19 protein-coding genes are annotated in these 18061 nt (G+C 65.7%); 7 read left to right on the forward strand and 12 right to left on the reverse strand.

Annotated features, from left to right (window positions below; genetic code table 11):
• The 7 genes from JZY91_RS06745 to rimP all read right to left on the reverse strand — a co-directional run bounded on the left by JZY91_RS06745 (position 1) and on the right by rimP (position 8013).
• Positions 1-1305, reverse strand: a complete 1305-nt coding sequence (locus JZY91_RS06745) for an MATE family efflux transporter (RefSeq protein ID WP_234947114.1) — start codon at positions 1303-1305, stop codon at positions 1-3.
• A gap of 8 nt (positions 1306-1313) precedes the next feature.
• Positions 1314-2285, reverse strand: a complete 972-nt coding sequence (locus tag JZY91_RS06750) for a bifunctional oligoribonuclease/PAP phosphatase NrnA (RefSeq protein WP_234947115.1) — start codon at positions 2283-2285, stop codon at positions 1314-1316.
• A gap of 9 nt (positions 2286-2294) precedes the next feature.
• On the reverse strand, positions 2295-2738 hold the full coding sequence (gene rbfA / locus JZY91_RS06755) for a 30S ribosome-binding factor RbfA (RefSeq protein WP_234947116.1): 444 nt from the start codon (positions 2736-2738) through the stop codon (positions 2295-2297).
• A gap of 174 nt (positions 2739-2912) precedes the next feature.
• Positions 2913-5897 (reverse strand): translation initiation factor IF-2, encoded by a 2985-nt coding sequence (infB, locus tag JZY91_RS06760; RefSeq protein WP_234947117.1) that lies wholly within the window; start codon positions 5895-5897, stop codon positions 2913-2915.
• Positions 5898-6027: 130 nt separating this feature from the next.
• Positions 6028-6369, reverse strand: a complete 342-nt coding sequence (locus tag JZY91_RS06765) for a YlxR family protein (protein ID WP_234947118.1) — start codon at positions 6367-6369, stop codon at positions 6028-6030.
• Positions 6370-6441: 72 nt separating this feature from the next.
• On the reverse strand, positions 6442-7467 hold the full coding sequence (nusA, locus tag JZY91_RS06770; RefSeq protein WP_234947119.1) for a transcription termination factor NusA: 1026 nt from the start codon (positions 7465-7467) through the stop codon (positions 6442-6444).
• 3 nt (positions 7468-7470) lie between these two features.
• Complete coding sequence (rimP, locus tag JZY91_RS06775) at positions 7471-8013, reverse strand: ribosome maturation factor RimP (RefSeq protein WP_234947120.1); 543 nt, start codon at positions 8011-8013, stop codon at positions 7471-7473.
• Positions 8014-8044: 31 nt separating this feature from the next.
• Here rimP and JZY91_RS06780 point away from each other — a divergent pair, with 31 nt between their 5' ends.
• The gene (locus tag JZY91_RS06780; RefSeq protein ID WP_234947121.1) at positions 8045-8845 is read left to right on the forward strand and encodes a hypothetical protein; all 801 of its coding nucleotides are present in this window, start codon (positions 8045-8047) and stop codon (positions 8843-8845) included.
• A gap of 243 nt (positions 8846-9088) precedes the next feature.
• Here JZY91_RS06780 and JZY91_RS06785 read toward each other — a convergent pair whose 3' ends face one another.
• A complete protein-coding gene (locus JZY91_RS06785; protein WP_234947122.1) occupies positions 9089-10888 on the reverse strand; it encodes a proline--tRNA ligase in 1800 nt (599 codons plus the stop codon).
• Between the two features lie 31 nt (positions 10889-10919).
• Here JZY91_RS06785 and JZY91_RS06790 point away from each other — a divergent pair, with 31 nt between their 5' ends.
• The 4 genes from JZY91_RS06790 (at position 10920) to JZY91_RS06805 (ending at position 14000) form a co-directional block, all read left to right on the forward strand.
• Positions 10920-11675 (forward strand): peroxide stress protein YaaA, encoded by a 756-nt coding sequence (locus JZY91_RS06790; RefSeq protein WP_234947123.1) that lies wholly within the window; start codon positions 10920-10922, stop codon positions 11673-11675.
• A gap of 162 nt (positions 11676-11837) precedes the next feature.
• Positions 11838-12572 (forward strand): DUF1648 domain-containing protein, encoded by a 735-nt coding sequence (locus JZY91_RS06795; protein WP_234947124.1) that lies wholly within the window; start codon positions 11838-11840, stop codon positions 12570-12572.
• A gap of 4 nt (positions 12573-12576) precedes the next feature.
• The gene (locus tag JZY91_RS06800) at positions 12577-13272 is read left to right on the forward strand and encodes a thermonuclease family protein (protein ID WP_234947125.1); all 696 of its coding nucleotides are present in this window, start codon (positions 12577-12579) and stop codon (positions 13270-13272) included.
• Positions 13273-13274: 2 nt separating this feature from the next.
• Positions 13275-14000: an NAD-dependent deacylase gene (locus JZY91_RS06805; protein WP_234947126.1), complete on the forward strand. Its 726-nt coding sequence runs from the start codon at positions 13275-13277 to the stop codon at positions 13998-14000.
• Here JZY91_RS06805 and JZY91_RS06810 read toward each other — a convergent pair whose 3' ends face one another.
• The 4 genes from JZY91_RS06810 to JZY91_RS06825 all read right to left on the reverse strand — a co-directional run bounded on the left by JZY91_RS06810 (position 14001) and on the right by JZY91_RS06825 (position 16299).
• Entirely contained in the window at positions 14001-14255 is a 255-nt protein-coding gene (locus JZY91_RS06810) for a Txe/YoeB family addiction module toxin (protein ID WP_234949082.1), read from the reverse strand.
• On the reverse strand, positions 14255-14506 hold the full coding sequence (locus JZY91_RS06815; RefSeq protein WP_234947127.1) for a type II toxin-antitoxin system Phd/YefM family antitoxin: 252 nt from the start codon (positions 14504-14506) through the stop codon (positions 14255-14257). The genes JZY91_RS06810 and JZY91_RS06815 overlap by 1 nt, the downstream gene beginning before the upstream one ends.
• A gap of 75 nt (positions 14507-14581) precedes the next feature.
• Entirely contained in the window at positions 14582-15181 is a 600-nt protein-coding gene (locus tag JZY91_RS06820; RefSeq protein WP_234947128.1) for a response regulator transcription factor, read from the reverse strand.
• Complete coding sequence (locus JZY91_RS06825) at positions 15181-16299, reverse strand: sensor histidine kinase (RefSeq protein WP_234947129.1); 1119 nt, start codon at positions 16297-16299, stop codon at positions 15181-15183. The genes JZY91_RS06820 and JZY91_RS06825 overlap by 1 nt, the downstream gene beginning before the upstream one ends.
• A 128-nt stretch (positions 16300-16427) precedes the next feature.
• On the opposite strand from JZY91_RS06825, the gene JZY91_RS06830 reads away from it, so the two are divergent.
• Entirely contained in the window at positions 16428-17408 is a 981-nt protein-coding gene (locus tag JZY91_RS06830; protein WP_234947130.1) for an ABC transporter permease, read from the forward strand.
• Positions 17408-18055, forward strand: coding sequence for an ABC transporter ATP-binding protein (locus tag JZY91_RS06835; protein WP_234947131.1), 648 nt, complete (start codon positions 17408-17410; stop codon positions 18053-18055). Before JZY91_RS06830 ends, JZY91_RS06835 begins: the two co-directional genes overlap by 1 nt.
• The last annotated feature ends 6 nt before the right edge of the window (positions 18056-18061 follow it).

An 18061-nucleotide genomic window follows, 5' to 3' on the forward strand; every position in this document is an offset into this window, starting at 1 on the left:
TCAGTTCTGCCCGGTGCGGGCCCACCGCATGGACCTGAAGCGCAGCACGTCCCCCACCAGGCGCATGACTATCGACGCAAGATGGCCAGCCCAGATGCCGGTGAGCCCCCACCCGAAGTACATGGAAGCGACAGTCAACGGCACAAAGGCACCGAGCACGGACACGATGGTGAGGTTGCGCAGGAAGGCGGCGTCGCCCGCGCCGAGCATGACGCCGTCGAGAGCGAACACCACGCCTCCGGCGACAATCATTGCGATGAGCAGCCACCACGGGACACCGAGCTCCCCGAACACCGCCGGGTCCCGGGTGAAGATGGACTGAATGGGCCTCGCCAGCACCGCGAACACGGCCGCGAGCACCAGCGATAACACCACGGTGTACTTGGTGGCCTGCACACCCACCGATTTCGCCCGGGCCACCTGACCGGTACCGAGGGCAGCTCCCGTGAGCGTCTGCGCCGCGATGGCCATGGAATCCAAGACAAGCGTGAGGAAGTTCCACAGCTGCAGCATGATCTGGTGGGCGGCCAGCACGGCCACGCCGAACCTACCCGCCACCGCTGCTGCGGCGAGCAAGGAGATTTGGAAGGACAGGGAGCGCAAGATGAGGTCGCGGCCCAGCACCAGCTGCTGGGAAATTATGGACCACTGCGGCGCCCAACTTCCGCCGTTGGCCGCGTGCTCCCGCACCAGGACAACCAGGAAGAGGGAGGCGGCGATACCCATCCCCAGCACATTCGCCGCGGCGGACCCGACCAGCCCGTAGCGGTCTACCGCAAACGGCAGCAATATCGCGCCGGGGATCAGCCCGCACAAGGTGAGACGGAACGGCAGCTTGGTGTTCTGCACGCCACGCATCCACCCGTTGCCGGCCATGATGATCAAGGTCAGCGGGATAGCGAACGCCGCCATGCGCATCCACGCCGCCGCGGCGACGCTGGTGGCCTGATCATTGGTCAACCACAGGGCAATCGGCTGCGCAAACGCCCAGATAAGTCCTGCCAGCGCAAGCCCCACCGCTACCGCCACCCACGTGGCCTGCACGCCCTCCGCGACGGCCTTGTCCCGCTTGCCGGCACCGTACAGCCGGGAACTGCGCGCGGTGGTGCCGTAGGACAAAAACGTCAGCTGCGTGGTCACCGTGGACTGGATCGCGGTACCGGCGGCCAGTGCAGCCAGTTGGCCGGTACCCAGCCTGCCCACCACCGCCGTATCCAAGAGCAGGTACAGCGGATTTGCTGCCAGGACGCCGAGCGCCGGCAGCGCGAGCGCAAAGATCTGGCGCGGGCTTACTCCCGCGCCCACCTCGCGCGTCACTCCGGCAGCGCGGCCAACAGCTCGCGCGTGACCATGTCGAGCGTGCCGGTTGCGGAGTAGCCTGCAGCCGGAATGTGCCCGCCGCCGCCCAAGGCGGCAGCGACCTGAGAAACATCAATCACGCTGGAACGCAGGCTCACCGCCCAGTACCGCGGAGCCTGCTGCTTGAACACCACACCCACATCGCTGCCTTGGAGCGCACGGGCGTATTCGATGATGGATTCCACGGCAGTTTGGCTCATCCGCGCCAACGCCTCGGCAGGAATCGCGATGACGCTGACGGTCAGCCCCTTCTCGCGGAACGTCTGCATATCCGCCAGCACGGAGCCCATGATCCGCAAGTCCAGCGCGCTCATGGAATCCATGAGGTCAAGCGCGATCTGGCGGGTGTTCAGCCCGTACGTCATCAGCTCCGCGGCCAGCACGTGCATCCGCGGCGTGCCCCAGCGGAAACTGCCCGTGTCAGTGACCAAGCCTGCGTACAGGCAGTACGCGATCTCTTCGGTGAGCGCCACGCCAAGGTGCCGGAATAGCTCACGAACAAGGGTGGTGGTGGACTCCGAATCAATAATCAGATTCGTCCCGCCGAAGCCCGGATTGGTCTCGTGGTGGTCAATCACAATCACGCGCTCAGGATTCGCGGCGATCGCCTCCTGAAGCAGACCTGTGCGGTCGATCGACGCGCAATCCACCGTGACCACCAGCCCATCCGCCGGCAGGGTAGCGCCGTACGTGATTTCGCCGACACCAGGCACGGTGCGCAGATTCTCCGCGTGCGGGTAGGTCTGGCCAATGAACACATCCGCCTGAATACCCATACCGCGCAATCCCGCCGCCAAACCGCAGGCAGAGCCAACGGCATCCGCGTCGGGCTTCACATGCGCCACAACGGATACCTTTTCGGCACCGCGCAGCGTCTCGGCGATAGCGGCGAAACGCCCCTCATCGCCTGGGAACAATGATTCCATCCGCGTGACTTACTCCCCGCTCTCACCGCGCGTGCGGTACGGGTTGGAATCACCCGCAGGCTGCGCATTCGCACGCAGGCGGGCCGTCTCCGCATCACGCTCACGCGCACGATTCAGCAGCTCCTCCATGTTCGCGGAGGCCTCCGGAATCGTGTCGTGCTCGAACTTCAGCGTCGGCGTGAAGCGCACGCCCAGCTGATCGCCGACAATCTTGCGGATCTGGCCGCGCGCGCGGTGCAGCGCCTCTGCCGCCTGATCCAAATCGGGCTCATCGTCGATGCCCCTACCCCGCACGGTGTAGTACACAGTGGCGTCATGGAGGTCGCCGGTGACGCGCACGTCCGTGATAGTCACCAGCTCCAAGCGCGGGTCCTTCACCTCACGCTCAATCGCGGTGGCCACGATCTGCTGGATTTGCTTCGCCAGGCGCTGGGCGCGTGGGTTGTCAGCCATCTCGTCTCCTTTGATTCTTTGGGGTGTGCAATCGGACGTCGATAAGCAAAAGCCCAGCGACGCGCAAACCTTACCCATGGTAGCTGCCTGCGCCCAAACGCACACACCCCGCGCTGCAGGTGAGCGCGGGGTGGGGCTTCTTGCTTGACGACGGTTGCGTACCAGCCTAGCTGCCTAGGTCCGCGGCACCTCAACCATCTCGTACGCCTGGATGATGTCATCCACCTGGATATCCGGGTAGGACAGCACCATACCGCACTCGTAGCCCTTGGCTACCTCGGTGACGTCGTCCTTCTCGCGGCGCAGCGACTCAATCGTCGCGTCCGGAGTGACCACGTTGCCGTCGCGCACCAGGCGAACCTTGACGCCGCGCTTGACCTTGCCTTCGGTGACCATGCAGCCGGCGATGAGGCCGACGGCAGAGGCCTTGAAGATTTGGCGGATCTCCGCCTGGCCAAGATCGCGCTCCTCGTAGATCGGCTTGAGCATGCCGCGCAGGGCCTGCTCCACCTCTTCGATGACCTGGTAGATCACCGAGTAGTAGCGGATCTCCACGCCCTCGTTGTTGGCCTCCTCGGTGGCCTTGCCCTCGGCGCGGACGTTGAACGCCACGATGACGGCATCGGACGCGGCAGCCAGCAGGACGTTGGTCTGGGTGACAGCACCGACACCGCGGTCGATGATGTTCACCTCCACCTCGTCGTCCACCTCGATCTTGAGCAGGGCCTCCTCCAGCGCCTCCACGGAGCCGGCGTTGTCGCCCTTGAGGATGAGGTTGAGCTGGCTGGTCTCCTTGAGCGCCTGATCCAGGTTCTCCAGGGACACGCGCTTCTTGGTGCGGGCCTGCATAGCGGCGCGGTGACGGGCATCGCGCTGCGCGGCGATCTGGCGCGCAACACGGTCGTCCTCCACCACAAGCAGGTTGTCGCCCGGGCCGGGCACGCCGTTGAGACCCTGGACCTGCACCGGACGGGACGGACCAGCCTCCTCGACGTCGTTGCCCCACTCATCCACCATGCGGCGCACACGGCCGAAGTTGCCGCCGACGACGATGGAGTCGCCGACGCGCAGGGTGCCGCGTTGCACGATAACGGTGGACACCGGGCCGCGGCCGCGGTCCAGGTGGGACTCGATGGCAATGCCCTGCGCATCCATGTCCGGGTTCGCCGTCAGCTCCAGCGCCGCGTCCGCGGTCAGGAGCACGGCTTCGAGCAGTTCGTCGATACCCGTGCCCTGCTTCGCGGAGATGTTGATGAACATCGTGTCGCCGCCGTACTCCTCCGGCACCAGCCCGTACTCGGTGAGCTGGCCGCGGATCTTGTCCGGCTGCGCCTCCGGCTTATCAACCTTGTTCACCGCAACCACGATCGGCAGCTCAGCAGCCTTCGCGTGGTTGATGGCCTCCACGGTCTGCGGCATCACGCCGTCATCCGCAGCAACCACCAGGATTGCAAGGTCGGTGGACTTCGCACCACGGGCACGCATGGCGGTAAACGCCTCGTGGCCCGGGGTATCCAGGAAGGTGATCGTGCGCGGCTCATCCTCCAGGGTCACGGTGGTCTGGTATGCACCGATGCCCTGGGTGATGCCGCCGGCCTCACCCTTACCCACGTTGGCGTTGCGGATGGAGTCCAGCAAACGGGTCTTACCGTGGTCGACGTGGCCCATCACGGACACCACAGGCGGACGCTGCTCCAGGAGCTCCTCGCCGCCCTCGTCCTCGCCGAACTGGAGGTCGAAGGACTCGAGCAGCTCGCGGTCCTCATCCTCCGGCGAGACAATCTGCACCTCGTAGTTGATCTCGGCGCCGAGCAGCTGCAGCGTCTCCTCGGAGACAGACTGCGTAGCCGTCACCATCTCGCCCAGGTTGAACAGGGCCTGCACGAGGTTCGATGCCTCGGTGCCAATCTTTTCCGCGAGGTCAGACAGGGTTGCACCCTGACGCAGGCGCACGGTTGCACCGCCGCCGTCCGGGAGGCGCACGCCGCCGATGACGTTCGGTGCGTGCATCTCCTCGTACTCGCTGCGCTTCTGGCGCTTCGACTTACGGCCGCGGCCGGGTGCACCACCCGGACGGCCGAAAGCACCTGCGGTACCGCCGCGGCGACCACCGCGACCGCCGCCGCGGAACCCGTCGCGCGGGCCTCCGCCCTGACCGCCGGGGCCACCCTGGCCACCGCGGCCGCGACCCGGTCCGCCTTGGCTACCGCCGCGACCGCGCGCGGCGTTCGCAGACTTGGACGGCATCTGGGTAGGCGACGGCGCTGCAGCCATGTCGGCTGGCGACGGGCGGTTTCCGCCCGGACGGGGTCCCGGACGACCCTGACCAGCGCCAGCGCGCTGGCCGCCCTGGCCCTGCCCCTGACCACCCTGGCCCGGGCCGCGACCACGGCCGCCAGCACCCTGCTGGCCGCCACGGCCACCACCCGGGCGCGGAGCCGGACGGCCGCCGCCGGTGTTGGAAGAGAACGGGTTGTTGGCCACGCGCGGGCGACCGCCCGGCTTGGGCATCGGACGTGGCATTGCGCCCGGGGTCGGGCCACCTTCGGCAGCCTTCGGCGCCGCTGGCTTCGGTGCGGCCGGTTTCGGGGCGCCAGGCTTCGGCGCATTCGGGCGTGCAGACTGCTGCTCTGCAGGCGCACCAGGTTTAGCCGCTGCTGCCGGACGCGGAGCGCCGGGCTTCGCCGCACCAGGCTTTGCTGCACCGGGCTTCGCTGCACCCGGCTTTGCTGCCGCAGGCTTGGCGGGTGCGGGCTTTGCAGCACCCGGCTGCGGTGCAGACTGCTGTGCGCCCGGCTTGGGGCCAGGCTGACCTGCCGGCTTCGGGGCACCGGGCTTTGCGGCCGGCTGAGCCGGTTTCGCAGCCTGCTGAGCGCCCGGTTTCGGAGCACCCGGCTTGGCTGCGCCAGGCTTGGGGGCACCAGGCTTCGGGGCACCCGGCTTGGGCGCAGACCCCGCGGTTTCGGGCTTAGCGCTGTCCTTTGCGGCGCCGTCGCCCTGGCCTTCATAGAAGGCCCGCATCTTCTTCACCACCGGGGGTTCGATGGTGGAGGATGCTGTCTTTACAAACTCGCCCTGTTCCTTCAGGGTGGCGAGGAGTTCCTTACTTGTTACGCCGAGCTGTTTTGCCAGTTCGTGAACGCGTAGCTTTCCGGGCACGTGTCTCCTTGTTGGTTTATCTAGGAGCTAGTGCCTGTTACGTCTACGTGTCCGAGGACGTGCGAGGTACCGGCCCCTAGGGCTGGTCAGTGACTTTCATCGCTGATGCTGCTTCATGGTCGCGTACTCATCAGTGTTCGGTCTTCCTATCGTCGTGTGGGTCGTTTCCTGCGTCCGTCTCGCGGGATGCGAGGAACGAACGTACTTGACTCACGTCCACTGGCGTGGACAGGCGCAGCGCCCGGGCGAATGCCCTGCGGTGCTCCGCCAGCTCTAACGCTTCCAGCGTGGGGGTTACCCAAGCACCGCGCCCGGGCATGCAGCGGTTCGGATCCGGAAGGATCCGCCCCGGCACATCCGGGTCGGCGACTACCCGCAGCAAACGGGTGTCGGGCAGCTGCTCACGCGTTGCGACGCACGTTCGGACACGAATCGGACGCTTGCGTGGCCGCGTGGCCGCTGCAATGCCCATTCGTACCTTTCCAACGCTGGTTCTGGTTTTAAGCCGTTGTTAATAGTACGCCAAAACGTGCGGAAACTGTAGTTACTGCTCCGCTTCGCCTTCCGCTCCGGCATCCGCATCCGAATGGATGTCAATCTTCCAACCCGTCAGGCGGGCAGCCAGGCGGGCGTTCTGCCCTTCCTTGCCGATGGCCAGCGAGAGCTGGTAATCCGGCACCACTACACGCGCGGTTTGCGCCTGGGGGTCGGTGACCTGGACGCTAACTACCTTTGACGGCGCGAGGGCGTTGCCCACATAGGTCGCCGGGTCCTCGGAGTAATCGATGATGTCAATCTTCTCCCCACCCAGCTGCTGCATGATGTCGGTGACGCGGGCGCCGCGCGGGCCAATGCAGGCACCCTTGGCGTTCACACCCTTCACCGTCGCGCGCACGGCAACCTTGGAGCGGTGGCCGGCCTCGCGGGCGATGTTGATGATCTCCACGGAGCCATCCGCAACCTCAGGCACCTCGAGCGCGAACAGGCCGCGGACAAGCTCCGGGTGCGTGCGGGAGAGGTTGACGGTGACGTTGCGCTCGCCCTTGTTCACGCCCACCACGTACGCCTTCACGCGGTCACCGTGGGAGAGGTGCTCGCCCGGGATCTTCTCGGCCGGCAGCAGGATGCCGTCCTGCGGGTCTGCTTCGGTGCCGAGCTGGACCACGGAAATGCCGCGTGCCTCCGCGTTCGCGTCGCGCTGGACAATGCCGGACACAACCTGGCCCTCAAAGCCCGAGTACTCGGTGTACACGCGACCGGCTTCGGCTGCGCGCAGGCGCTTCTTGATAGCGTCGCGCACCGCCACAGCACCGATGCGGGAGAAGTTCACCGGAGTGTCGTCATACTCCGAAACCACTTCCCCATCCTCGCCCAGCTCGCTGACAATGACAGCGACATCGCCCGTCTCCGTATCAATGTCCACGCGAGCGCGCTCATTTTCCCCTTGCGGGTTCTCGCGGTAGTCGCGGTACGCCCACAGCAGCGAGCTGGCAATGGTCTGCAGCAGCTCATCAAACGGGATGCCCTGGTTCTTCTCAATCGCCCTCAGGGCGCCCATGTCAATATTCACTTGTTACCTCTCACCGGCCTCAAGTTTCAAGGCCTCATCGAACGACAGTTCCGCCAGCTCAACCTCTGCGGCAGGCGGCTGGTTGAACTCAATGTCTACCACCGCAGCAGGCAAATCCGAAACTGCCCGCACGGCGACCTTCGGCGTTTTCGTGCCGGCTTCCACGAGGATGATCTCGCTTTCGTCGTCACGCAAGGCCCCGATGCGCCACGCCTTGCCCTCGATGACGGCGAGGCGTCCGCGGTTGCGGCGCCAATGGCGCGGCTGGGTCAGCGGCAGGTCCACTCCCGGCGTAGTCACCTCGAGCGTGTAACCGGCGCCGAAGTTGAGCTTGCCGGCGTCCTCGGTGGCGTCGAAAAGCTCGCTAAGCTCCTGGCTCACCACCTCGAGTTCGTCGAGCGTGGGGCGGGTATCCGAGTCCAGCGCGACGATGACCTGCGATTTCTTGCCGGCCTTCACAGCGCGAACGTCCTCAACATCCATCCCGTGCGCGGTGGCGACGGGCTCGATGTACGCGCGGAGTTCTTCGGTTGAAGGAAATGCCATGCGTTCCAGCCTATCGTGTAGCGTTTTGCGCGTGAAGAAGCTGCTTGCCGTGCCCGTCGCCGCCCTCCTAGCGGTTGGGATGGCGGGCTGCACCGTGATGGATGTCGTGGGGCCGCGGCCGAACAAAGAGATCATGGCGCTGGCACGGCAGGCCACAGCGGACGCCGGCGAGGGCACGTACGGCGAGCTGCGGCGCTTCCACTCGCAGCAGCTTATCGACGAAGCTTTGAGACTCTGCGGCACCTCCCCCAACGGCGAAGTTCCCTCGAGCTGCGATGCTTCCTTGGATGGCGCGGAGCTGCCGGCGGCGGAATCGGTTTCTGCGCTTGTGGATTCCACTGTCGCGGCCGCTAACCGTGTGCCGGATGAGTCCGTGGACGTGGTGGTGGCGCAGGCGATTGACGCCGTCGCGCTGGACGAGGTTGACATGCAGGCGGTTGGTTTGTCGGGTATTGAGGCTGAGGCCGACGTAGCTGCCGCGCAGCAGCTGCTGTTTGCTGAGGACCAGCTGCGCTACGGGCTGACCTTTGCCTTGGCTTATGCGGACGAGGGGCTTCGCGAACGGATTCGAGCGCTGCTCGACGCATCACGGGAGCGCGTGGTGGCGCTGCAAGAGATCCTCCCGCCGGCGGCGGAGCCACTCGATGTGCCAGCCGCGTACGTTTTCCGAGAGCCGGACGTTGAGCCCGAAAATGCAGAAGAGGCCACGCGGCTGGTCGATGACCTGCAGCGTGGCCTAGTGGACCAGTGGCGGCTTAGCGCCGCCCAGGCCGAAAGTGATGTGTGGCGCCGGGACGCGATCTACTTTGCGGCCCACGCCCAGCGGGACTGATGGGTGCAACACTGAGTGGACCCAAACCGACACTGGGGGTACACAAACCGCCCTTGACCGCTGAGGCCTACACCCCTGTAGGCCTCAAGAGCGGCGAGTCACACCAGTAACAGCCGACCTGCAGTTTTGCGGTAGGCCTCAAGGCCCAAATGCGTTGAGGCCTACACCCCTGTAGGCCTCAACGAAAGTAGCCGGATGCGCGCCCGCGGGCGGGCCAGGGCTGCCCCGCCAACCCGAGACCCCCTACCCCGCGAGCGGGGCGGTCTCCTTACGCACCAGCTCGAGCACCTGGTCCACAATGCGATCGGCCGGAACCTCAAGGGTCTCGCCGCCGCGAATGCGCAGCTCAACAATGCCGTCGGCGAAGCTGCGGCCCAGGATCACCAGGAACGGCATGCCCAGAAGCTCGGCGTCCTTGAATTTGACTCCGGGCGAGACCTTAGGGCGATCGTCGAAAAGCACTTCGAGCCCGGCGGAGTCGAACTCGGCGACCAGCCGCTCGCCGGCCTCGAGCGCGGCGGCATCCTTGTTCGCCACGGCAACGTGCACCTGGTACGGCGCGATGGCGACGGGCCAGACCAGGCCCTTGTCGTCGTGGCGCTGCTCGGCCACGACCGCCATCATGCGGGAGACGCCAATGCCGTAGGAACCCATGGTGGGCACGGCGCGCTTGCCGTTCTCGTCCAAGATCTGCACGTCCATGGCCTCGGTGTACTTGCGGCCGAGCTGGAAGATGTGGCCCATCTCAATGCCGCGTGCGAGCTCCAGAGTGCCGTTGCCGGACGGGGACGGGTCGCCCTCCTTGATCTCGGCGGCCTCCACGAAGCCGTCGACGGTGAAGTCGCGCCCAGCAACAAGGCCGACGACGTGCTTCTGCGGGGCATCGGCCCCCGTGATCCAGCTGGTGCCGTCCACCACGCGCGGGTCCGCGAGCACACGGACACCGTTTGCGGCCAGCGCGCGCGGGCCGACGTAGCCCTTGACCAGGAAGCCAGACTTGGCAAAGTCCTCCTCGCTGGCAAGCTCAAACGTGGCCGGCTCGAGGGAGGCTTCGAGGCGCTTCTCGTCCAGCTCGCGGTCGCCCGGAATGAGCACGCCAACAAGCTGCGGGCCCACCGGCTCGCCCTCTTCGGTCACCGCGCGCGGGTCGTCCACCTTGATCACCATGCACTTGAGGGTGTCGGCGGCGGTGACCTCGCGATCGTCGATACGCACGCCCGCCCCGTTCGCCCAGTCCACCAGCGCGGCGATGGTCTCGGATGCCGGGGTGTCGCGCTCCACCGGCTCGGGCAGCCCCTCGATCGAGCGCGCCGGCGGCACGACCGTGGTCACGGCCTCCACGTTCGCCGCGAAGTCGCCTGCGGTGGAGACCACAAAGGTGTCCTCACCGTTTTCGGAGTACGCAAGGAATTCTTCGGACGCGGAGCCGCCCATCGCACCGGAGGTGGCCTTGCAGATCTCGTACTTCAGCCCCACGCGGTCAAACACACGCTGGTACGCGGCGCGGTGCTTGGCGTAGGACTCCGCCAGCCCCTCATCCGTCATGTCGAAGGAGTAGCTGTCCTTCATCACAAACTCGCGGCCGCGCAAGATGCCCGCACGCGGACGTGCCTCATCGCGGTACTTGGTCTGGATCTGGTACAGCGTCACCGGGAAGTCCTTGTAGGAGCTGTACAGGTCTTTCACCTGCTGGGTGAACATCTCCTCGTGCGTCGGGCCCAGCAGCATGTCCGCGCCCTTGCGGTCCTTCAGGCGGAACAGATCATCGCCGTACTCGGACCAGCGGTTCGTCGCCTCATACGGCTCGCGGGGCAAAAGCGCCGGGAACAGCAGCTCCTGGGCGCCCATCGCGTCCATTTCCTCGCGCACAATGCCCTCGATCTTGCGCAGCGTGCGCAGGCCAAGCGGCAGCCAGGAGTACACGCCTGGGGCGGCGCGGCGCACGTAGCCGGCGCGCACGAGCAGCTTGTGGCTGGGCACCTCCGCGTCGGCAGGATCTTCGCGCAACGTGCGCAGGAATAGCTCTGACAGGCGTGTGATCATGAACGCAAATCCTACCGTTAGGGTTTTTGCCATGCTGATCGTGCTCCCACCTTCCGAAACCAAAGCTCCCGGCGGCGAGCCGGACGGCATCGATTGCTCCTTCCCTACCCTTGACCCCATCCGGGCCACGCTTATCGACGCTCTTTCGAACACCCCAATCGACACCATGATGGCCGAGCTGAAAATCCCGGCCGGCAAGCGCACGGAGGCCGAGGAGAACCTGCAGCTGCGCACCGCGCCCGTTATGCCGGCGATTCACCGCTACACCGGGGTGCTCTACGACGCGCTCGACGCTGGTTCGCTTTCCGACGACGCATTGCACCACCTCGCCGTCGGATCCGCCCTGTTCGGTCTTGTGCGTGCGAATGACATGATTCCGCGTTACCGCCTTTCCGGCGGGTCGAAGTTGGGTGGACGGACGATGCGTGCCTGGTGGGGGACATCGGTTAGCCAGGCGTTGGCCACTGCCGCCGAGGAGCACGGCCTCATCCTGGACCTGCGCTCCGGCGCGTACCAGCAGCTCGGCCCGGTGCCGGCCGGCGTGCCGTGTGTGACCGTGCGGGTGGAAAACGTGCTCGCGGACGGCACTCGCAAGGTGGTCAGCCACTTTAACAAGCACTACAAGGGCGAACTGGCGCGGGACATGGCGCTCTTGGCCGCCCGCGAAGGCGGCACACCGGGGATTCGTGATGCTGACGAGCTCGCCGATGCGGCTTCCGAGGCCGGCTTCGACGTGGAGGTGCGTGGCGACGAACTCACGCTCCTAGTCGGCGGCTCCCGGGAGTGATTCCAGCGCCGAGACGTCATTCGTACTTTTGGAATAGCTCGATTTGGGCCCTTTTTGCCCCTCCGGGAGCCCAAAATCGGCCCAAATCGAGCTATCGCTTTTCTATAGATGCGCGGAGACGGGAGGGCATCTGGCCAAATAGCCCTGATACGGTTCATTCTCATGAAGCCCCGCACCGCCTTCACCGCCACTGCCCTGATTTACGCAGCCGCGCTGGCGTACGTGCTGCTGCGGTGGGATGCGATTCCGGACCCGGTGGCAACGCACATCGGCATCACCGGCGAACCCGATGCGTGGCGGCCGAAGACGTTTCTCTCGGTAACGGCGGTGACATGGATCGGTGTCGCAGCCTCGCTTGGGATTGCCCTGTGTTTGCCGCCCGTTTCGCTCGCAGGGGCCCGCAGGGAGGTAGCGCCGACTAGCACGATCCCGTTCTCGGCGTCGGCGGCGCAGCGCACCCGAGTGCTGGCAGGTCAAACGCACGAGATGCTTGGAGGGGTGCTGGTAGCAACGGCGATGCTGCTCGCGGTGACCCAGGTGATGATAGTGTTCCCGGACCACATTCCTTTTTGGCTGTTCGGCATCCTGTTCGTGGCCTACATGGCGGCAGTGATTTGGGTGACGGCGCGCCTGCTTCGGTCCGGTAAGCAGCTGCAGGCCGAGATCGCGGCCGATGCCGAGGAAGAGCAACGCATCGCGCGCCTGAACCTGAAGGTCTCCGGCATGGGAACGTACAACGAGCCGGAGGATCCGATGGCGGCGTGTGTGCTGCCGACGGCACCGGACAAGGTGCAGGTCAACACCGCGCACCCTCAAGCAAAGGGGTACCTCCGCCGCTTGGTTGCGGGCATTGCGCTTCCCATCGTGGCGATTGTGCTGATCCTTGTTTTCATCTAGGCCCATGGCATCGAGCAAAGTTCCGTGCACGCGCAGCCGCACACGCAACCGCCGCCGCGATGCCTTCCGCCTCCTGCTCGCCATCGCGATCGCAGCGGCGGCGATCACCGCCATCGCAGTCGCCGTCCGCACGTGGCAAGGGCACGACCCGGACGCAGTGACTGTGGAGAAGATCGTCGACGGCGACACGATCGACATCCGCCGCGACGGCGAAACCACCCGCGTTCGCCTCCTGAACATCGATACGCCCGAACAGGGCGAGTGCCTTTTCGACGAATCCGCCCATCGTCTCACCGAGCTCATCCCGCCCGGCAGCGCTGTAAGGCTGGAGTACGACGTGGAGCGCCAGGACCGCTACGGGCGCGACCTCGCGGGCGTCTACGCGGATACTTCCGACGGCAAGATCCTGGTCAACGAGGTGATGGTCCGCGAGGGTCTTGCCCGCGCCGTCGAGTACCAGCCAAATACCCGCTTCTCCGCCGCAATCCGTGCCGCAGAGGTGGAAGCGAACAACGCCCACCTGGGCATCCACGGTGTTCCGCCGACGTGTTTGTTGCCAACGGACGTAGCCAAGCAAGCTCTGGAGCGGTACACGCAGGACCCGGACCCGTTCTACAAGGCCGTGATGCGCGATGCCGTGGAGCGCACGCCGAACTTCACGTATCGGGAGCCGGCGCTGGCGTTCATCGATAGCCTGTAGGCATGCACGAACAAGCGCGGGAGATTCTGGCAGGCGCCACACACATCGAGGTGTTCACGGGCGCGGGCATGAGCGCCGATAGCGGCATTGCCACGTACCGCGACGCGGTCACCGGGCTGTGGGAGAACGTGGACCCGCAGGCCATGGCGTCCATCGACGCATGGCACCTCGACCCAGAGACCATGTTCGCCTGGTACCTCTGGCGCGCCCATCTGGCGCAGCAGGCGGAGCCGAACGCGGGCCACATTGCGATCGCGAACATGGCCGGCGCGACCGTGACCACGCAGAACATCGACAACCTGCACGAGCGAGCGGGGTCCAAGAACGTGGTGCACCTGCACGGCTCGCTGTTCGACTTCCGCTGCTCCCACTGCGATACGCCCTACACCGCTCCGATCGACATCCCCAACGAGCAGGTGCCGGCAATTACCCCGCCGAAGTGCCCGGTCTGCGGCGGGGCTGTGCGTCCCGGCGTGGTGTGGTTCGGGGAGGCATTGCCTGACGACGCTTTCTTGGAAGCCGAGCGGCGCATGAAAACCGCGGACGCAGTATTGATTGTGGGCACCTCCGGCGTCGTATTCCCCGCCGCCGGTCTGCCGCTCATGGCGCACGCGAGAGAGATCCCGATCGTGGAGGTCACCCCGATGCGCACTGACCTCTCCCCCTTGGCCACCGTGGTCGTGGAGGACACCGCGGCGCACGCGCTGCCGCTGATCCTGCCGCAGTAGCTAGTAGTGGTAACGGGCTTGCAGGATGACGAGATCTCGGCCCTCGACGAGATAGACGAGACGGTGTTCCTGGGTGATTCGACGCGACCAAGCCCCCTCGGCACCGTATTTCAAGGGCTCCGGTTTGCCAATTCCCTCAAACGGATCCCGCAGCATATCTTTCAGTAGCTGATTGATCCGCTTTAGCGTCTTCCGATCCTCGTTTTGCCAGTAGGTGTAGTCCTCCCAGGCATTGAGATCCCATACCAAATGCATCACGCATCAAGGTCGAGTTCGTGTTCCTCAAACCGCCCGGCGCGAGCGTTTTCGTAAGACTCCATCAGTCGACGCGCATTCGCTGGTGACCTGAAGAGGTAAGCGGTTTCTACCCACGCGGCATAGTCATCAGCCGGCATGATGACTACGTTCCCGTGGCGGGAAGCCACCTCGATAGCTTCCCGATCGCTATTAACCTGCTCAAGCAGCGGAAAAAACGTTCGGCGAGCTTCACTAGCGCTCATCGTCATCGTTGAAATCTCCTCCCCACCACTAAACAACTGGTACCAGAAAATTGTACCACCCGAATCTTTGCTGAAAAACCCTTAAATAATCCGGCGCTGGCGGGCGGCTTCCACCGCCGCAGTGCGGTTATCCACGCCGAGCTTGGCGTAGATGTGGATCAGGTGCGTCTTCACCGTCGCCTGGGAGATGAAAAGCTGCTGCGCGATTTCGCGGTTGGAAGCGCCGGTCTGTAGGGCCTGCAACAGCTCGATCTCGCGGGCGGAGAGAGCCTCGTCCGGACGCATGACGCGCTCCGCCAGCACGTTGGCTACTTGGGGTGAGAGTGCGCGCTCGCGGCGGGCTGCGCGGAGCACCGCATCGTGCAGCTGCTCCTCGGGTGCATCTTTCAGCAGGTAGCCCATGGCGCCCGCTTCGACGGCGGCGACGACATCGGCCTGGGTGTCGTAGGTGGTCAGGATGAGCACCGGCGGGCCGCCGGCTTCTGCCAGCCGGCGCGTCAGGTCGATGCCGCTTGCGCCGGGCATCTGGATGTCGCTGACCACAAGGTCCACCTCGTCCGGCACATCGGCGGTGCCGTCGGAGGCTTCAGCCACCACAGTGATGTCGCCGAACGAGTCGAGCACGGCGCGTAAGCCGGCGCGGACGACTGGGTGATCGTCGATGAGCATGATACGCAGCATCAGTCCTCCTTCAGCGGCAGGGTGGCGGCCAGTACGTTGCCCTCCACGGTGAGGGTGCCGCCGATCTCTTCAACGCGGGCGCGCAAGCCTTTCAGGCCGAACCCCTCGGGGCCGGTGATGCCGCGGCCGTTGTCGAAGACATCGACAGTCGCTTCGTCGCCCAGCCTATCCACCGTCACCACGGCAAGCGACGCTCCGGCGTGGCGCACGACGTTGCTGAGGCTCTCGCGCACCACGCGCTCCGCCACAGAGGCCGCGGGTTCCGGCAGGTCAACGGCGTTGACGCGCACCTCAAGCGGAGAACCGAGCGCGCGCTGGCGGGCTTCGGCGGCGCGCGCGAGCCGTTCGATCCGTGCCGTCAGCGGCTCCCCGGCACCTGCGGCGTTGCCGGCGACGAAGCGGCGCGCCTCCGCAAGATTGTCGGCTGCGACTTCCCGGATGGTACTGAGGGTCTCGCGGGCTGGCTGTGCGCCGTCGATAAGCGAAAGCTCCTTGTCCAGCGCGCGGCCGAGGAGCACGATGGAGCTCAGTCCCTGCGCCATGGTGTCGTGCACCTCGCGGGAGAGGCGCGTGCGTTCCTCGGCCACGCCGGCGGCGTGCTCGGCGGCGGACAGGTCGCGTTGAGCGGCCTCGAGATCCGCGGCAACCTTGCGGTAATGCTCCGCATCCGCCCGCAGCGCCTGGTAGGCGTGGACAATGCCGATCGCCATGATGGAGCCAATCGTGGGGCCAATCAATCCGCCCATGCCGTTCGCAGGCACGGTCACGCTCAAGGTGTAGGCCAGAAGCCCGGCGGTGACCGCAATCCCCCACCTAGCGGGGAGCACGAAACAGGCGACCATGACCAGCGGAAACTCCAACCACACAAAGCTGGGAGACAGCGCCGCCAGCACCACCCACAGCAAAATCACCACAGTTAACCACAGCGCCGCCTGCGCTTGCGTGTATGAATACCCGCGGTTCTGGTGCACGGTGCCGAAGAGATACGCGGCGGCGAACGCGGCTGCCGCCGCAACCGTGGACCAGTGCTGCGCACCGACAAGCCCCACGAGCAGCAGCACAGCGACGAGGACGTGCACGCTCACGCGCAGGGTGGCCATGATGCGGTGTGTGGTCATGAGCGCCACCCTAGCCCCACTCGGACTCCTGCCCCACCTGGTTTCCCCGTAATCAACCGATCGGTTGATCAGTTTCTCAACCACCTTCCCGATGTGACAACACGCAGGTCAAGGCCACAATTGGGGCCATGTTCGTTGGTATTCGTGAAATCAAGAAGGCGAAGGGGCGCTTCGGGCTGATTGTGGGCACCGTCGCGCTGATCACCCTTCTGGTTGTTGTCCTGACCGGTCTCACGTCGGGACTTGGCAAGCAAAACACTTCCGCGCTGGAGGCGCTCGCACCCGAGGCTGTCGTGTTCGACGACCCGGCCGAGCCGTCCTTCACCACCTCCCGCGTCGACGCGCAGCCAGGCATGGTGCCGCTGGGCACCGGCCAGACGCTCATGCAGGGCGCAAGCGGCGAAGAAGAGTCCGTGGGCATCCTCAGCCTCCCGGCAGGCACCGAACTGCCCGGGGGCCAGGTGCTTGCCGACGGCGCCGTGGCCTCCAGCTCCCTCGGCTTAAGCGCCGGCGAAACCATCCGCCTCGGCGGCACCGAAACCGTCGTGGACGCAATCGCGGATGACCTGCAGTACTCTCATACCCCGGTGGTATGGGTGCCTACCGATATCTGGCAGCAGGCGTTCCACACTGATGCGGACGGCACCGTCCTCTTGTCCGACGACCCGAACGCCGCCGGCGGCGTCACTCTCAAGGAATCTTTCCAGGGTCTGCCGGCGTACGCGTCCGAGCAGGGGTCCCTGATGATGATCCAGGGCTTCCTCTACGCCATCGCGGCACTGGTCATCATCGCCTTCCTCAGCGTGTGGACGATGCAGCGCACCCGCGTCCTGGCCATCCTCAAGGCCATCGGCGCATCCAACAAGTACCTGCTCAAGGATGCCCTCGGCCAGTCCGCAATCCTGCTCGCCATCGGTGTGACCGTTGGCGGACTGGCAGCCCTTGGCATCGGCATGACCATGGCCGGCGTGGCACCGTTCACCCTCTCCGCCCCCGTCATCGCCGCTCCCCCGGCCGCAGTGTGGGTGCTCGGCATGGCCGGCGCACTCATTGCCACCCGCTCCATCACCAAAGTCAACCCGCAAAGCGCACTCGGAGGTGTCGCATAATGCTTGAACTCAACAACGTCACCGTGACCTTCCAAGACGGCCAGGAGCGCCGCACCGTACTGGACAACCTCAACTTCACCGCCGAGCGCGGCCAGCTGACCTTCATCGTCGGCGAGTCTGGCTCCGGCAAGTCCACCCTCCTCTCCGTCGCCGCAGGTCTAATCACCCCGGACTCCGGCACCGCTACGCTGAACGGCCGCGTGGTCAACGACCAGGTCCGCCGCGACCACATGGGCATGATCTTCCAGCAGGCCAACCTCATCACCGCCCTCAACGTTCGCGACCAGCTGCTGGTCACCGACCACTTGCGAGGCGTGAAGCCACGCAAGGACAGGGCTGAAGAGCTGCTCGCCGCCGTGGGCCTCGAGGGCCTGGGCGACCGCGACATGAAAGCGCTTTCCGGCGGCCAGCGTCAGCGCGTGGGCATCGCCCGCGCCCTCATGGGCTCCCCGGAGCTTGTGCTTGCCGACGAACCCACCGCTGCCCTCGATGCTTCCCGCTCCCGCGAGATCGTCGACCTCCTGCGCAAGCTGGTGGAAGAGCACGACGTGGCCTGCGGCTTTGTCACCCACGATCGCTCCCTCATCGCCGAGCACGACCGCGTCTTCGAGATGGGCGAGCACGCACCCGTCCCCGCCCTGGTTTAGCCAGCT

This window comes from Corynebacterium sp. CNCTC7651 (assembly GCF_021496665.1).
Lineage (GTDB): Bacteria > Actinomycetota > Actinomycetes > Mycobacteriales > Mycobacteriaceae > Corynebacterium.

What these genes read in the sequence shown, in the direction of transcription:
- rbfA (WP_234947116.1), bottom strand. Translation starts at nt 2,738, where the DNA reads ATGGCTGACAACCCACGCGCCCAGCGCCTGGCGAAGCAAATCCAGCAG.
- JZY91_RS06795 (WP_234947124.1), top strand. Translation starts at nt 11,838, where the DNA reads ATGAAGCCCCGCACCGCCTTCACCGCCACTGCCCTGATTTACGCAGCC.
- JZY91_RS06765 (WP_234947118.1), bottom strand. Translation starts at nt 6,369, where the DNA reads ATGGGCATTGCAGCGGCCACGCGGCCACGCAAGCGTCCGATTCGTGTC.
- JZY91_RS06835 (WP_234947131.1), top strand. Translation starts at nt 17,408, where the DNA reads ATGCTTGAACTCAACAACGTCACCGTGACCTTCCAAGACGGCCAGGAG.
- JZY91_RS06805 (WP_234947126.1), top strand. Translation starts at nt 13,275, where the DNA reads ATGCACGAACAAGCGCGGGAGATTCTGGCAGGCGCCACACACATCGAG.
- JZY91_RS06785 (WP_234947122.1), bottom strand. Translation starts at nt 10,888, where the DNA reads ATGATCACACGCCTGTCAGAGCTATTCCTGCGCACGTTGCGCGAAGAT.
- JZY91_RS06830 (WP_234947130.1), top strand. Translation starts at nt 16,428, where the DNA reads ATGTTCGTTGGTATTCGTGAAATCAAGAAGGCGAAGGGGCGCTTCGGG.
- JZY91_RS06750 (WP_234947115.1), bottom strand. Translation starts at nt 2,285, where the DNA reads ATGGAATCATTGTTCCCAGGCGATGAGGGGCGTTTCGCCGCTATCGCC.
- JZY91_RS06790 (WP_234947123.1), top strand. Translation starts at nt 10,920, where the DNA reads ATGCTGATCGTGCTCCCACCTTCCGAAACCAAAGCTCCCGGCGGCGAG.
- JZY91_RS06820 (WP_234947128.1), bottom strand. Translation starts at nt 15,181, where the DNA reads ATGCTGCGTATCATGCTCATCGACGATCACCCAGTCGTCCGCGCCGGC.
- rimP (WP_234947120.1), bottom strand. Translation starts at nt 8,013, where the DNA reads ATGGCATTTCCTTCAACCGAAGAACTCCGCGCGTACATCGAGCCCGTC.
- JZY91_RS06815 (WP_234947127.1), bottom strand. Translation starts at nt 14,506, where the DNA reads ATGACGATGAGCGCTAGTGAAGCTCGCCGAACGTTTTTTCCGCTGCTT.
- JZY91_RS06825 (WP_234947129.1), bottom strand. Translation starts at nt 16,299, where the DNA reads ATGACCACACACCGCATCATGGCCACCCTGCGCGTGAGCGTGCACGTC.
- JZY91_RS06810 (WP_234949082.1), bottom strand. Translation starts at nt 14,255, where the DNA reads ATGCATTTGGTATGGGATCTCAATGCCTGGGAGGACTACACCTACTGG.
- JZY91_RS06800 (WP_234947125.1), top strand. Translation starts at nt 12,577, where the DNA reads ATGGCATCGAGCAAAGTTCCGTGCACGCGCAGCCGCACACGCAACCGC.